At 38.4% G+C, this 15648-nt stretch carries 16 protein-coding genes; 11 read left to right on the top strand and 5 right to left on the bottom strand.

Going from position 1 to position 15648, the window contains the following annotated elements; genetic code table 11:
- Window positions 1–17 precede the first annotated feature (17 nt).
- From NST66_RS14035 to NST66_RS14020, 4 genes are all read right to left on the bottom strand, one after another.
- The gene (locus tag NST66_RS14035) at window positions 18–260 is read right to left on the bottom strand and encodes a spore germination protein (protein WP_013057626.1); all 243 of its coding nucleotides are present in this window, start codon (window positions 258–260) and stop codon (window positions 18–20) included.
- A gap of 107 nt (window positions 261–367) precedes the next feature.
- Window positions 368–610 carry a spore germination protein gene (locus NST66_RS14030; RefSeq protein WP_013057625.1) on the bottom strand — a complete coding sequence of 81 codons (243 nt, stop codon included), beginning with the start codon at window positions 608–610 and terminating at the stop codon, window positions 368–370.
- A 143-nt stretch (window positions 611–753) separates the two neighbouring features.
- Window positions 754–1533 carry an STAS domain-containing protein gene (locus NST66_RS14025; protein ID WP_028412846.1) on the bottom strand — a complete coding sequence of 260 codons (780 nt, stop codon included), beginning with the start codon at window positions 1531–1533 and terminating at the stop codon, window positions 754–756.
- A 182-nt stretch (window positions 1534–1715) separates the two neighbouring features.
- Window positions 1716–2921 (bottom strand): TcaA 3rd/4th domain-containing protein, encoded by a 1206-nt coding sequence (locus tag NST66_RS14020; protein WP_034266783.1) that lies wholly within the window; start codon window positions 2919–2921, stop codon window positions 1716–1718.
- A gap of 198 nt (window positions 2922–3119) precedes the next feature.
- Here NST66_RS14020 and NST66_RS14015 point away from each other — a divergent pair, with 198 nt between their 5' ends.
- The 3 genes from NST66_RS14015 (at window position 3120) to NST66_RS14005 (ending at window position 5858) form a co-directional block, all read left to right on the top strand.
- Window positions 3120–4265 (top strand): acyl-CoA dehydrogenase family protein, encoded by a 1146-nt coding sequence (locus NST66_RS14015; protein WP_049165285.1) that lies wholly within the window; start codon window positions 3120–3122, stop codon window positions 4263–4265.
- 90 nt (window positions 4266–4355) lie between these two features.
- Window positions 4356–4910 carry a GrpB family protein gene (locus NST66_RS14010; RefSeq protein ID WP_098113845.1) on the top strand — a complete coding sequence of 185 codons (555 nt, stop codon included), beginning with the start codon at window positions 4356–4358 and terminating at the stop codon, window positions 4908–4910.
- Window positions 4911–4925: 15 nt separating this feature from the next.
- Window positions 4926–5858 carry an alpha/beta hydrolase gene (locus NST66_RS14005; RefSeq protein ID WP_049165282.1) on the top strand — a complete coding sequence of 311 codons (933 nt, stop codon included), beginning with the start codon at window positions 4926–4928 and terminating at the stop codon, window positions 5856–5858.
- A 155-nt stretch (window positions 5859–6013) separates the two neighbouring features.
- On the opposite strand, the gene NST66_RS14000 is transcribed toward NST66_RS14005, so the two are convergent.
- The gene (locus tag NST66_RS14000) at window positions 6014–6166 is read right to left on the bottom strand and encodes a YflJ family protein (RefSeq protein ID WP_080754441.1); all 153 of its coding nucleotides are present in this window, start codon (window positions 6164–6166) and stop codon (window positions 6014–6016) included.
- 149 nt (window positions 6167–6315) lie between these two features.
- On the opposite strand from NST66_RS14000, the gene NST66_RS13995 reads away from it, so the two are divergent.
- From NST66_RS13995 to NST66_RS13960, 8 genes are all read left to right on the top strand, one after another.
- Window positions 6316–7179: an alpha/beta fold hydrolase gene (locus tag NST66_RS13995; RefSeq protein ID WP_340843433.1), complete on the top strand. Its 864-nt coding sequence runs from the start codon at window positions 6316–6318 to the stop codon at window positions 7177–7179.
- A 423-nt stretch (window positions 7180–7602) separates the two neighbouring features.
- On the top strand, window positions 7603–8946 hold the full coding sequence (locus NST66_RS13990) for a hypothetical protein (RefSeq protein ID WP_033579419.1): 1344 nt from the start codon (window positions 7603–7605) through the stop codon (window positions 8944–8946).
- Window positions 8947–9052: 106 nt separating this feature from the next.
- The gene (locus NST66_RS13985) at window positions 9053–10015 is read left to right on the top strand and encodes a class F sortase (RefSeq protein ID WP_033579418.1); all 963 of its coding nucleotides are present in this window, start codon (window positions 9053–9055) and stop codon (window positions 10013–10015) included.
- Window positions 10016–10245: 230 nt separating this feature from the next.
- A complete protein-coding gene (locus NST66_RS13980) occupies window positions 10246–11784 on the top strand; it encodes an AbgT family transporter (RefSeq protein WP_340843432.1) in 1539 nt (512 codons plus the stop codon).
- 265 nt (window positions 11785–12049) lie between these two features.
- On the top strand, window positions 12050–13276 hold the full coding sequence (locus tag NST66_RS13975) for an ammonium transporter (RefSeq protein WP_028412855.1): 1227 nt from the start codon (window positions 12050–12052) through the stop codon (window positions 13274–13276).
- Between the two features lie 14 nt (window positions 13277–13290).
- Window positions 13291–13653 carry a P-II family nitrogen regulator gene (locus NST66_RS13970; protein WP_013057611.1) on the top strand — a complete coding sequence of 121 codons (363 nt, stop codon included), beginning with the start codon at window positions 13291–13293 and terminating at the stop codon, window positions 13651–13653.
- A gap of 166 nt (window positions 13654–13819) precedes the next feature.
- Window positions 13820–13957, top strand: a complete 138-nt coding sequence (locus NST66_RS13965; protein WP_168760963.1) for a hypothetical protein — start codon at window positions 13820–13822, stop codon at window positions 13955–13957.
- 488 nt (window positions 13958–14445) lie between these two features.
- Window positions 14446–15621 carry a branched-chain amino acid ABC transporter substrate-binding protein gene (locus tag NST66_RS13960; RefSeq protein ID WP_033579416.1) on the top strand — a complete coding sequence of 392 codons (1176 nt, stop codon included), beginning with the start codon at window positions 14446–14448 and terminating at the stop codon, window positions 15619–15621.
- Window positions 15622–15648: the final 27 nt, after the last annotated feature.

Genomic DNA, 15648 nt, shown 5'->3' with positions numbered 1-15648 from the left:
CGACAAAATCGTTAAATCTAAATTTGATTTCCAATTGGAGCTGAAGGGTTTGCAATTTGATCTTGATCGCTTACGTCAGGATCTAACACGCCCGTATTCATTTGAGAGCAAGTAGGAGAGAAGTTACCTAAAGAGAAATTTGCGCCGTTAAACTTTGAGTTCGCCGTGTGACTGTTTTGAATGGTGGAACCGAAATCAATATTTGCGTTTTGTGTGACACCGTTTGTTACGATATTAAAAACGTTAATTTGAAGAGGCATAAAGAGACTCCTTACTGTTTTTATTCATTCTACTCCAACGGCCTATTGCGTTCAGAGAGAATGTATTCACCGTTTGTCGTCATGCTGTTGACAAGCATTGCCCTATATCACTGCTGATAACCATTGACATGATCAACGTTTGCAATATCTGTTTGGTCATTTGTATCAGGATCGATATAAATGTTTCGCATTTTCGAGGAAGCAGGTGAGACATCGCCATAAGAAGAGTTCGTACCAGTGGATTTTGAATGAGCCGTGTGACTGTTATGGAGTGCTTCGCCAATGTTGACAGAACCGTTGCTTGAGATACTGTTGATCTTTAAATTATAAATGTTAATAACACTTGGCATAGGCTCTCACCCTTTTCTATGGTTGATTAATGTATCCTATGATGATAAGTGCCTAAACGTTCACAATTCCTCATAACTAAAATCGCCTTTTCCGATTGAAGGAAAAAGCGATTGAGAGAGGATTACTTAATGATATGATGGGCTTATGAAATGGGTGCAATACGACAATTCTTTTTTTCTAAAATGTAAGAGATGCTTTGTTGGACAGTGGAAAATGTTCGCCAATTAAACTGAGAATCTACAAGCGACAGAGCCATTTTTGAAGAAAGACCAACAATAAGGCAAGTGGTACCAATCAAACGCAAAGCATCGTGGAGCGTGTTAATATAATAACCGTGTTCTTCATCTAATGAATGAAGGGAAGATAAATCAATAAGCAAATAGCGCGCCTGTTCTTTTACAACTGCCTCCAATACCGTTTCAGTTAGCTTCTTTCCACGTTCTATATCCATCTTACCGGTAATGGGCACAGCTAAAACCTCGTCCCATATCTTTAATAAAGGAGTGGACAAATCCTCAATTAACCGTTCTTTTTCAAGCTCTGCTTCGGCTTGATCTGTAAAGTCTAATAGCATAAGCAAGTAGCCATAACGCTCGCCGTCTTTTGTATCAATGGGGTGAATCACAGCTTCTGCTACGTATTGACTGCCAATCGTTATACGCGTTCTGTAGGTTGTATGAAGAGAGGTGAGTAAATTTTCCGCTTCTTCAGAATTGGAATGAAAGAAGTCCATATGCTTTCCAATTAACTCTTCGATATGAGATAACTGGTAGATTGGGAGTACTGGCTGAAGTGTTTCAATTGCTCTTGCATTCATCCACTGCACACGATAGTCTTGATCTGCAATGATCATGGTTTCTTGAATATTTTCTAAAATCAAATGTCCATTAAGCTTTTGTGGAAGTCGTCCAATTCCATTCATTCTCCATCTCTCCTTATGCGTGTAGTAAGTTTATGTACATCTACTTTATATTTTACAGTGAAAAGAATGAAGAAGGCTATAAAAAATTTATTAACGTATGTAGGGATCATGGTATGTAAAAAAACGTAGGAGTAAGCACTCGCTTCAATCAAAAAACTCCCCTGGGTAAAGGGGAGTTCACTTTATTCATATGATTTAATAAAATCAACGTTATATTTTTCAACGCTTGATAAGTAGGAGTCTCTAAATGATGAATCAGGCGTATACCATGACTTTTCATAAAAATAGGCTTGAAGATCTTTCGATTTAAATACATACCCATGCCGCGCATAGATTTCATTTCGAGCTAGCCTTCGTTCACTCGAGCTCAAACTGCTAATATCACTATAGCTTAATTTGTAAGAGTCCGAACCAGGAAGAATATAAGAGCTTGAAGTAGCATAAGAGCGCGGCCCAGGCACGATTACTTCTCGTTCTTTTATGACGGTTTTTTCCTTTTCAACGGGCGGCGCTTGTATATTTAATATAATACTTTCTTCACTTTGAATGGTGTAAGGACTGCTTTTGAACGTGGTGCCGTCTTTTTGCACTTCTGCATGAACAGTGACGCTTCCATCCGTGGCAACAGGCCCTATTTGTGATGAACTATTCACCTGCAGTCCCGTGCTTTTTCCGTTTACAAATAAAATAGCGTCATCTCTATTCGATGAGATTGTAACGTAAGCTCCTTTAAATACAACAGATATATTTTCTTCTTTTTGACGGTGAAAGTTTACAGTGGTTTGGTCTGTAAGCTTTCCGTAAGAGCTTTCATAAGAAGCCGTAAGCGGGTAATTTCCAATCATAAAAGGCCCTATTTTTTGCGTTTGATTTTTGGATATCGATTGTTTTGTATCATTGACTGTAACCGTTGCATCCTCTGGCGTGGTGAGGGAGATATAATATGATGACGGCACAACCACGTACTGTTTTTTGAAGAGTAGTGAATGTTTCTGTTCTTTTATTGTAAAGTAGATACTCGATTTATTTTTTAAATCATTTTCAACGTCTCGTAAAATAGAACCATCGGAAGTTGCATCCAACAGAGCTTGAATAGATGTGTCATTAATAACTATAGTAGACTGCGAAGAGTCTAATAACTCTCTTAACACAGCTGTATCTTTCGATTCCAATGCCTCAATAAAGCGGTCAGCCGTTTTTTCTTCTGAACCAGAGAAAAAGAAATAAAATACAAAAGTTAAAAGAAGTATAAGCACAATACCCCCGCCAATATACCAGCTCTTTTTATGCTTAGCTGCAGCTGGCGACACGGTGAAAGAAAAGCCGCAGTTATTGCAAAATAATTGATCTGCGCTTGCACTGGCACCGCATTTTGGACATTGATTCATTCACACCATTCCCTTCTTTTCATTCCATTAAATGTATGGAATGTGTAGGTAAAACAGACCATTAAATTGGAAAAAGAATAGATTTAACGAGAAAGATAAACACACCAAACATGCACAGAAAAGATGAGGTATGCTATGATAAGAACTATATATTAATCCGATAGGGACACTCTGTCATATAAAAAGGAGATGAAGCAAATGAGTGTTTCATTTGTAAATAAAAATCAAAAGTCTACGTACGAAAAACTGCTACCTCTAGTCGAAAAATTTAAGAAACGAGCTTTTAAAATAGATGAAGAAGGTACGTTTCCGTTTGAAAATATTCAAGAGTTAAAAGAAGCTGGCTATACACGTCTTTCTCTAGAAAGCAACTATGGAGGAGATGAATTACGCCTTTATGATTTTTTATTATTTCAAGAATTAATTGCTCAAGGGGACGCTTCTACGGCTCTTAGTATTGGATGGCATATGGGGATTACAATGGACTTGCGTGAAAAACAGCCTTGGAGTCAGCAAATGCTCGATTTTATTTTTAAAGAAATAGAAAAAGGTGCACTTATTAATACCGCTGCTACTGAACCAAAGACAGGAAGTCCTACTCGAGGAGGCAAACCGGAAACGCTAGCTGTAAAAACAAAAAAAGGCTGGCGAATCAATGGCCGAAAAACATTCACCACGATGTCTCCAGTGTTAAATTACTTCTTAGTAAAAGCAAGCATTGAAGGTGAAGAAGAGATCGGCTTATTTTTAATTCCTCGTGAAACAAGCGGACTTTCAATAGAAGAAACATGGGATATGATTGCAATGCGCGGGACAGGAAGTCACGATCTTGTGCTAGAAAATGTCGATATTGAACAAGACTTTCTTGTTGAACGCCTAGGTGGCTTTAAAAAGAATGAGCCAAGCGGCTGGTTGCTTCATATACCAGCTTGCTACATGGGTACAGCCATCGCAGCAAGAGATTATGCTGTCGCATTTGCTACAGAATATTCGCCTAATAGTATTGAAGGAACGATTAGCGAGTTGCCAAATGTGCAGCGTTTAGTCGGAGAGATGGAACTTGAACTCATGCAGGCGCGTCACTTTATGTACAGCGTGGCAAATAAATGGGATGAAACAAGCGACCGAGCAGCATTAGCGGGAGAATTAGCAGCTGTCAAACACGTAGTGACCAATAGTGCCTGTACGGTTGTTGACAAAGCCATGCGCATAGTAGGAGCGCGTAGCTTGCAGCGCAGTAATCCGCTGCAGCGCTATTATAGAGACGTGCGTGCTGGGCTCCACAACCCTCCAATGGATGATATGACGGTTGTTAATTTAGCGAAGCAGGCGTTTGTTAGATAAAACTTAATAACATGTTAAATGATGAAAAACTGCTTATTATAGGCTATTCTATAGTAAGCAGTTTTTTCGTTACAAAAGGAGGAATTGAAGATGAAGTCCGTAAGAGAAATTCAGCTGACACCTCATAATATCGCGTGGGAAAAGGAATTTTCAAAAGAAGCTGCCACCTTAACAACTATAATGTCAGCTCAAGTTTTAGAGGTTCATCATATCGGAAGCACTGCTGTTCCCGGCTTAAGCGCAAAACCGATTATTGATTTACTTATTGAAGTGAAAGATATAAAAAAAGTAGATACATATAATCAAAAGATGGAACAGCTTGGATATGAAGCAAAAGGTGAAAACGGCATAAAAGGAAGACGACACTTCCAAAAAGGTGGAAATGAAAGAACCCACCACGTTCATATTTATGAAAAAGGCCACCCAGAAATTAATCGGCATATATGGTTTCGAGATTATCTGCGTACTCACCCTGATGCAGCAAAAGAATACGAAACGTTGAAAACAGAACTAGCGCATCGCTATCGCTTTGAACCGGAAAAATATGTGGAAAATAAAACGAATTTTATTCATAAAATAGATGGGCTAGCTTTAAAATGGAGAAAGGGAAGCAGCAATAAGAATAGGAAAGATGATCTTAGATAAAAAGGAGGAACGAGCTTGACTCCAGTTCTAAATCGACAGACAAATACAGGTAAAAAGAAAAAAACAATATGGATCAGCCTGATATCCTTTGTTATTCTTTGTTTTGTACTTTGTACGGCCATTTCTCTTTATGTAGGCATAAGCCTGACAAAACTAGATAAAAATCCTGCTGTGAAAAATCCTAGTGATTACGGCATGCACTATAGCAATCAAGTATTTTTGAGCAAAGACGGAATAACCCATTTAAAAGGATGGATGATTGAACCAACGGAACAGCCAAAAGCGACCATTATTATGTCACATGGATACGGAAATAACCGTGAAGCACAAGGAGCTGGCTTTCTGCCGCTGAGTAAAGAATTTGTAAAAGCGGGATATCGAGTAGTCATGTTTGACTTTAGAGATTCAGGAGACTCAGAAGGAAATCAAACGACGATTGGTGTAAAAGAACAGCTCGATTTATTAGGCGTTATTCAGAAAATGAAAGAAACAACAAAAGAGCCAATTGTGCTCTACGGCATTTCAATGGGAGCAGCCACTTCTTTATTAGCAGCCTCTCAAGATGACGACGTAAAAGCAGTGGTAGCCGATAGTCCTTTTAGTGATTTAACCTCTTATTTAAAAGAAAATCTATCTGTATGGTCTCATTTACCAAATTTCCCATTTACACCGCTAACCATTGCTATTCTTCCTGTTATTGCAGATGTAAATCCTGCTGAAGCTAGTCCTATTAAAGCAGTCGAGCATATTTACCCTCGACCAATTTTATTTATACACAGCACAGGAGATACAAAAATCCCTTACACTGAAAGTGAAAAAATGGCTAAAACACACCCGGATGCTTTTTCCTTCTGGAAAACTGATAAAGCAGAACACGTTCAAAATTATCATGTATACAAAAAAGAATATGTAAAGCGCGTATTATCTTTTATTGAGCAATCGCTGTAAAAAAAGTGGATGGGACAAAAATATGTTAGACGAAATGTAAAACGAACCATTGATCAAAACTTTTGATTAGTGGTTCGTTTTTTTGTTAAGACAAACGTAGATTTCATTTGTGTAAATCTTTAGATGGGATTCATTTCGTTATGTCTCAACCTCTTTTAGCCGTCGATTTTACCTTGTTCTATAAGCTCAGCATATAAATTACGAAGAATGTAGGTTTTATAACTTTCTAGCTTTCTTCCATCAATTTTAGAGATATTGGCCGCTTTTAACTGCTGAACAAACCAGCCTTTTGAATAGATATGAGCCATTGTTAATCACTCCTTCAAAAAAATCCACTCTAAATAATTAACTATATTCATAAAAAGAACTAAAAAGAAGTGAACGAAGCAAATGAATTGACGTTCATTTTTTACAGCGTTATACTGCTCTACAGCTACATAAAAGGAGGAAATGAACAATGAGCAAACAGTATATAAACGTAAATGGCGTTAATTTGCACTACATAAGCAAGGGACAAGGAGAGCTTATGCTATTTCTTCATGGGTTTCCTGACTTTTCGCATATTTGGCGACACCAGATAGATGAATTTTCTAATGATTTTCACACAGTTGCTCTGGACTTAAGAGGATATAACTTATCTGAAAAGCCAAGCGGACTAGAATCATACGAGATTGATGTATTAGTAGAAGATATTCGCCAAGTGATTGAAGGCCTAGGATACAGCTCCTGCACGCTAGTTGTACACGATTGGGGAGCAGGAATCGGATGGACATTCGCTTATCGCTACCCGGAATATGTACAAAAATTAATTGCTTTTAACGGTCCGCACCCTTATACATTTATGCGTGAGCTTAGAACAAATAAAAATCAGCAAAAAGCAAGCGAGTATATGAAATGGTTTCAAAAACAAGAAGCACAGGACTATATGGAACGAGACAACTTCTCAGGTTTGCGTAAGCTTGTGATCAACCCAGGTGTAAAAAAAGGATACCTAACAGCTGATGATGTTCAAGCATACATGAACTCTTGGGAAAATGGCTCTGTGCTGTCCATGCTAAGTTATTACCGCAATTTAAAGATTTTCACGGAAGAAGACCTTCGAAGAAAATCTTTGTTTCCGTTAGAAGAAGAAGTGTTAAACATCCCGGTACAAATTATTTGGGGAAATCAAGATCCTACTTTTATGCCTGAAAACTTAGATGGTATTGAAGAATATGTGCCAAACATATCTGTTCACCGATTAGCTGAAGCATCTCATGCCCCTCAGCATGAAAAGCCTCAAGAAGTAAACAACGTGATGTGGAATTTTTTAAATAAGTAAAGAGAAAAAGAAAGGTTTCCTTTAGAAACCTTTCTTTTTCTTTTGAATTTAAAATAATTTTTAAAAAAGTGATCCAACAGAATAAGGTGATCGTTAGGTAAGTAGAAAAGGAAGTACTTCTTGAAAAAAAGCGGTTAAAAACTTTTTCAAAAAAAGTGATCTAGCTGAACAAAGCGTTCGTTAGATAAGTAGAAAGGGAAGGAATTCTTGATGAAAATGACATCTTAAAAAAGTGATCCAAGGTCATTCGCCAATCGTTTAGTAGATAGAAAGAGAATACTTCCTAAAAAGAGTCATTAAATACGGGAGAACATGAAGGTAAAATATAAAGAATATTCAGAATGTTCAATCTATTTAATGATTTAAGATGTAGTAAGAATGAAAAAAGTAGCGTACATCAACTAAAAATGAGGAGAGTGGAAAATGATGAAATTAAGCAAAAAGTTAATGATCCCTGTACTAGGAGCTTCACTATTGATGCCCACAATTGCAAACGCAGAGGAAGCACAACCAACGGCAGTAACAAAAGCTGCAGATTTACGAGCGAACTTAGACTACTTATTATCTGAACACTTTACGCTTGCCGTTGCCGCTATGACAACAGCCTATGACGGTTCTAAAGACGCTGACGCTGCGTTTAAAGCATTGGACCAAAATGCCGTTGACATGGAGCCTGCTATTGCGTCTGTCTATGGTGATAAAGGAGCAGCTGAATTTGAAAGAATTTTCAGAGAACATAACAATTACACAGATGATTTTGTAAAAGCAACAAAAGAAAATGACAAAGAAGCCATGGCTGAAGTAGATAAAGAAGTAAATCAATTCGTAAATGAATTTGCTAAGTTCTTAAGTACTGCTACGGAAGGCAAACTACCTGAAGATGCAGCAAAAGAAGCGCTTCGCGTACATGAAGACCAAGTAAAAGAAACATTTGAAGATTATGTAGCAGGTGACTACGAAGCGGCCGCTAAAACATACCGCGAAGGATATCAGCAAATGTTTGCCATTAGTAAAGCGTTATCAAATGCAATCGTAACGCAAATGCCCGATAAATTCGACAATACCAAAGTAGATACACCAGCAGCAGATTTACGTTCTTCATTAAACAGCTTAGCAGCAGAACATTTTGCTTTAGCAACAATGGGAATGGAAAAAGGGTTCAACGGTTCAAAAGATTACGACTATGTTAGCTGGTTAGAAAATGCTAACACAGCAGATTTTAAAGCTGCAATCGGTTCAGTATATGGCGATGAAGGGGCTGCACAATTCGAAAAAATTTGGCAAGGAGATCACATCAATGCCCAAGCTGAACTAGTAAGTGCACAAGTAAAAGGCGATGAAGCAGGAGAAAAAGCTGCTAAAGACAAGCTCCATAAATTCGCGCAAGAATTTGGTACATTCTTAGGAACAGCAACAGATGGAAACCTTCCAACTGCAGACGCACAGGCAGCTATAAAAGCACATGAAGATACGGTTATTAAAACATTTGAGCAATATGCATCCGGCGACTACGCTGGAAGTTATGATACGTACCGTGAAGGGTATAAATTAATGTTTGGTGTCGGCCAAGCTTTAGGTGAAGCGATTGTAAAACAAAATCCCGATAAGTTTGCTGAGACAGCTATGCCAACAGATATGCCGAAAACAGGTATGGGCGGGGCATCTGAATCAACGATGAACCCACTAACAGCGATCTATATTGCACTAGGTTCGTTAGCTGTATTAACAGCTGGAGTTATTTTACGCAAGAAACCAGTAAGTAAATAATATTTTTTCTCCTTTTCCTTATGAATTACAAGTCAAGAGTCCTAAAAAAAGAAGAGAGGTTGTTCTCTCTTCTTTTTTATAAACAGCTGTGAAACGAGGTGACGATGTGAAAAAAGCGATTGTTCTCGCCTACTGTATATTAAGTTTAGTCCTGCTTGTTAGCGGCGGACTATATTTTAAAGAACAAATGGTAGAAGCAAAAGAAATGAAGCAACAGAATGCAGCTAAGCAAAAAGAAAAAGAAGCACAATCAAAGGATTTAAAAAGCCGGGTAACGCTTGAAGAGGAATTTGCTGTATTAAAAAAGCATAAAACAGAAGCCAAACAGTTAAACAAAGAATTCAAAGGAATCATTCCTGCAAAAGTGTCCATTCCAGCTATTCATGTGGAGGCTTCAATTGAACAAGTAGGGTTATTAGACAGCGGTGAAATGGCAGCGCCATCTACAGAAAATGGAGTTGCTTGGTTTGAACCAGGAGCTAAACCTGGCGTAAAAGGAAATGCTGTACTAGCAGGACACGTAGACAGTAAAACCGGTCCTGCCGTCTTTTATAATCTAAAAAACTTAAAAAAAGACGATGAAATTACCGTAAGAGATGCACAGGGGACCACGCTTACCTTTGTTGTTAAACGTACAAAAAGCTATCCGCGAGATAAGGCACCTTTAAACGAAATTTTTGGGTACAGCAACAAACGTAATTTAAATCTAATTACGTGTACAGGCACGTTTGACCGTGCAGAAGGAACCCATCAAGAGAGGTTAGTTGTATATACAGAACTAAAAGCTGACCAAGCAAAAGAATTGGAGCGTGAAGCAACTGCACCACAACCTCCCACACATGTAAAGATGAGCGGTAATTTGCTTACGTGGTACGCGGTACGAGAAGGCAATATTATCGGTTACCGAATTTATAAAAAGAACCCAGGCGGAACATTTGTCCATATTGGCAGCGTTTCGGAATTTGAGCGAAAAAGCTTTGCCGACTCCGACGCATCTCAGTCTCGTTATTATGTAACAGCTGTTAACGAGTCAGGAAAAGAGTCTGCCCCATCTAGTATAGCGAAATAACAAAAAGCTCTCTTCAAACGGAGAGCTTTTTGTTATTTTTGATTGTCGATTCAAAAGATATCTTATGGCTTTCTATTTATCTAAATGCTATTAGTTTTAATAGATAAATAAAAATTCCTTAAAAATAATACTTGAATAATATAAATATTCAGATTATTATGTACTAATAGTCTTTTTGGTAATTAAAAGGAAAAAAACAAAAAGACTCTAAAAGAAAAAGGAGAGAAAGTATGGCACAACCTAATTTGCAAACAGAGCAAAAATCACATCCAACAACCTTACTAGACAAACTATTAGGAAGAGTAGAAGCATTCGGAAACAAACTACCTGATCCTTTTATTTTGTTTGTATGCTTAGCGCTTATTATCGTATTAGCGTCTGTTGCTATTAATAGTATGGGAGTAACAGTGGTCCATCCTGGTACTAATAAGACTCTTCCAATTAAAAGTTTGTTGTCGCATGAAGGCATTCAGTATATCTTAACATCGATGCTGACCAATTTCACTGAATTTAAGCCCTTAGGACTTGTACTTGCTATGATGCTTGGAGTCGGACTTGCAGAAAAAGTAGGTCTGCTTGAAGTGGCCATAAAGAAAACGATTTTAAATGCTCCAAAAGCTCTTATTACATACGCCATCATTTTTACAGGGATTATGGCCAACTTAGCCGCAGATGCTGCTTTTGTCATCGTGCCTCCGCTTGCCGCAATGATATTTTATACAGTAGGAAGACACCCGCTTGCTGGATTAGCAGCAGGATTTGCTGGGGTGGGATCAGGCTTTACAGCGAATCTTATTATATCCGGAACCGACGGATTGTTATCAGGCATTTCTACTGAAGCTGCTAAAACAATCGACCCAAGCGCTGCTGTCAGTCCTGCAGCGAACTGGTACTTCATGGCGGCTTCTGTATTCGTTTTAACTATTATAGGAGCGATCGTCACTGAAAAGATTGTAGAACCTAGACTGGGTAATTATAAAGGGAAAAAACGCAATGATTTTGGTGAAATCAGTGAGGTAGAAGCAAAAGGATTAAAAAACAGTATCGTTGCTACATGTATTTATGTCGTTGTACTAGCTGTTTTCTTATTTTGGACCAACTCTCCTCTACGAAATGAAGACGGCGGAATTGTTCCATCTCCTTTTTTAGATGGTATCATTCCGATTACGCTGCTGTTTTTTGTGGTAGTTGGCTCTGTTTATGGAATAACAGTAGGGAAAATCAAAAGTTCTAGAGATATACCTGCTTATATGACTGATTCGATGAAAGATATGGCTAGCTATATTGTCCTTATTTTTGCCGCCGCTCAATTTATCGCTTACTTTAATTGGACTAATATTGGAACGTGGATTGCAGTAGAAGGAGCGGATGCATTAAAAGCACTAAATCTAACTGGACTTCCAGTTGTGGTTGGTTTTGTATTTTTAACTGTGGTTCTAAGCCTTCTTATTTTTAGCGGCTCTGCTCAATGGGCACTAGAAGCACCTATTTTTATTCCATTATTCATGCTGTTAGGATACAATCCTGGATTTATTCAAGCAGCTTACCGAATAGCGGATTCGTCTACGAATGTAATCACTCCTTTAAATCCATACATGATTGTCATTTTAGCCTTTATGAAAGAATACGAGCCGAAAGCAGGACTTGGAACCATCATTTCACTTATGCTTCCTTATACTTTAGCCTTCTTAGGAATTTGGATTGTAATGTTGATTGTTTTTGCTGTATTCGGTATTCCTTTAGGACCAGGTGTATATATGTATTTGTAAAAAAAATCCTCTTCTTGGAGTAGAAGAGGATTTTTTTATGTCAGAAATTCTAACACGCACAAATAATATTGCAGCTTCTGTGTACATAGAAGAATAAATAACAAAAAGAAAAGAGTTTTAAAAACAAAAGTTTTCTGAATAAATTTGCAAAAAGTAGTTGCTAAATACATATAAATCAAATATGATAGTAAACATAACAATATATGTTATATAATCTAACATTGAATTTAGGGGTTATTTATTCGTACTTAAGGGGGAAATCATCATGCAAATGGGCGATTCAGTATTTATGTTTTTTTCGGCATTATTGGTTTGGATTATGACACCAGCTATTGCATTGTTTTACGGAGGCATGGTTCGAAGTAAAAACATGTTAAGTACCGCGATGTATAGCGTAGGTTCATTAGCTGTCATATCTGTTCTTTGGATAGTAGCTGGCTATTCTCTAGCATTTTCGACCGGTGGCAATGCTTTTATTGGAAACTTGGACTGGGTGGGATTAAAAGGCGTTGGATTCACTCCAAACGGGGACTACAGCGCAACGATCCCGCATAACATGTTTATGATGTTTCAACTAACATTTGCTGTGTTAACAGTAGCTATTATCTCTGGTGCTTTTGCAGAGCGCATGAAGTTTTCAGCATTTATCTTATTTGCTATCCTATGGTCATTATTTGTATATGCACCCGTTGCACACTGGGTTTGGGGAGTTGGCGGATGGCTTCGTGAACTAGGAGCTATTGACTTTGCTGGCGGAAACGTCGTTCACATTTCATCAGGTGTAGCAGGATTAATTCTAGCTCTTGTTGTTGGAAAACGAAAAAATGCCGATGCTGCAGCACCTCACAATTTACCGCTAACTCTTTTAGGCGGAATGCTGATTTGGTTCGGGTGGTTTGGATTTAACGTTGGAAGTTCCTTAACTATTAACAGCGTTGCAATGACGGCTTTCATTAACACGAATACAGCGGCAGCAACAGGAATTATCGGCTGGCTTGTAGTAGAGTGGATTATTAATAAAAAGCCTACGCTGCTTGGAGCCGTTTCGGGAGCGATTGCTGGACTTGTAGCTATTACACCAGCTTGTGGATTCGTTACACCGTTTGCTTCTATTGTAATTGGTTTTATCGGCGGAGCAGTTTGTTTCTGGGGTATCTTCTCACTTAAAAAGAAAATCGGTTACGACGATGCGTTAGATGCATTTGGTCTTCACGGTATTGGGGGAACATGGGGAGGTATCGCAACGGGTTTATTTGCCACAACTTCTGTAAATGATGCCGGCGCGAATGGTTTATTCTACGGAGACCCAAGTCTACTATGGAAACAGCTGGTGGCTATCGTAGCAACGTATCTATTTGTCGGCATCGCTACCTTCATTATTGTTAAAGTGGTTGGGTTGGTAGTATCTCTACGCGCAACACAAGAAGAAGAAACGCTCGGGCTTGATATTACGCTGCACGGTGAAAGAGCGTATCACGAATCGAATATGTAAAAGGGGTGGGCACAGTGAGTGATGTTTTAACAAAAATTGAAATTATTACGCGCCCTTCAAAGTTTGAAGAGCTTAAGCAAGAACTAGCAAAAATTGGCGTGAGCGGTATTACGGTTACAGATGCGTTAGGATGCGGATTGCAAAAAGGCATTACGGAACTTTACAGGGGGGTCAAAAAACAAGACAATATGCACGCCCGAATTAAAGTGGAAATTGTTGTATGCGAAGTTCCCGTATCCGACGTTGTTGATAAAGCAAGAAAAGTACTAAATACAGGTCAGCCTGGAGATGGGAAAATATTTATCTATGAATTAAAAAATGCGATTAAGATCCGAACAGGGGAAGAGGGATCACAGGCATTACGAAACAATAGTTAAACTCGGGGAGAAGCGGAAAACAAAGGGGCATAAAAAGAGGCTGGGACAAAAGTAGTTTAGCCCAAGTGAAAAACGAACCACTCATCAACATATTTAATGAGTGGTTCGTTTTTTTTGTTTTTTGTGATGATGCCTATCGTTTTATTTGTTTCTGTCCTTCTAGCAGTTGATTGGAGGGCAAGGCGGAGACTCCTGCGGGAAAAGCGGGACAGGTGAGACCCAGCAGGAGCACAAGCGACGAGGAGGCTCAGCGGCCGCCCGCGGAAAGCGAAGCCCTGCACGGAAATCAACTGCGGTGTCATAAGCCGGCCAGCCCATGTATCTCATTTGTCCGTCTTTCGGTCAGATTCATTTCGTTATGTCTCAACCTTTTTTTAGGTTGAATAGTTACAAGGCATGTTTCCTTATGGTGACATGCTTTTTTGTTATATATACGGTCAAGGAGTATATCGCAAAAAACAAGTGAATATAATTAAAATTATTTTTATAAAATTAAGAAAATTATAAAAATATGTGTCATTATTACTGACAAGTTTGGTGAAATAGTGCTGTTTATCCTTTTATAATAGTAAAAAATGACTATAATTTTACTTTTATTAGTTTCTCTCTGTATAGGAGAGTGAATCTATTATGAAAGGATGTGACAATCAGTGTACATAAACAGCAAGCTTTTTTACCGTTTTCAGAAATGACATTTGCCGAAAAGATAAAAAGCGTTCTAGACGCGAACAAAGGGAGGGAAAATCGTTATAAAAGACTAGCCGCTATTACGCGTTTTATAACGATTACTACATGCTAAGTAAAAAAATGTTATCTATTTTAGCAACAACGGTCTTATCAGTAGGATTTGTAGCTGGCTGTGGCAGCAACAGTACATCAGGAGAAGATAAAGGCAGCAATGTTATTAAAATTGCTACGCAAAGCCCTTTGTCAGGAGGTAGTGCAACGTTAGGTGAAGCGATCAAACTGGGAGCTCAGCTAGCTCTTGATGAAGAAAAAGACACGTTTAAAAAATTAGGATATAAACTTCAGCTTGTGCCGTATGACGACCAAGGCGATCCTAAAAAAGGCGTAGCAAACGCTCAGTTAATCGGATCAGACAAAGCTGTCTATGGCGTAATAGGACATTTAAATTCAGGAGTTACCATTCCTTCATCTGAAACGTATGAGAAATACTCAATTCCAATGATTTCTCCTGCAAGTACAGCAACGGATGTAACAGACCGAAAGTTAAAAACAGTTAACCGCATTGTAGCCCGTGATGACTTCCAAGGGCCTGCAGGAGCGAAATATGCTGTTAAAGAGTTGAAAGCAAAAAATATTTTTGTCATTCAAGATAAAACAGCCTACGGACAAGGGCTTGCAGACGCTTTTAAAACAGCGGCTGAAAAAGAAGGGGCAAAAATTGTTGGATTTGAAGGAATTACAGTTGGAGAAAAAGATTTTAACGGTGTGTTAAATCAAGTCTCTAAAGAAAAGCCAGATCTCGTTTATTTTGGAGGGCTCTACGCAGAAGGCGGACTCTTAATTAAGCAAGCTCGTGACAAAGGAATTACCGCTAAATTTATGGGAGGAGATGGCTTAGACTCCTCAACTTTAGTTGATATTGCTGGAGATGCTGTAAAAGATACGTACCTTACGTCAGTAGCAGGAGATGCTTCCAAAACACAATTTGCTAAAGATTATGAGAAGAAATTCAATAAAAAAGTAGAGTCATATTCTGTATACGGGTATGATTCCATGAAGGTTATGCTTCAAGGTATTCAAAAAGCAATTGAAGACAATGATAAAAAGCTTCCTTCTCATGAAGCAGTGCGTGATGCTGTACGAGGTATTAAAGAATACAAAGGAGAACTTACGCAGGTAGGATTTGATGAGAAAGGAGACAATAAATACGCTAAAATCTTTATCTATAAGTTTGACGCTCCTTCATATCCAGCTAAATTAGAAGGGGAAATCTCACAGTAAACCTTAGAAAAGAAAGGTATGGATGTT

This window comes from Priestia sp. FSL W8-0524 (assembly GCF_038005965.1).
Classification (GTDB): domain Bacteria; phylum Bacillota; class Bacilli; order Bacillales; family Bacillaceae_H; genus Priestia; species Priestia zanthoxyli.
The sequence above is the reverse complement of the archived record's forward strand: the minus strand, read 5'-3'. Positions and strand labels throughout refer to the sequence as shown.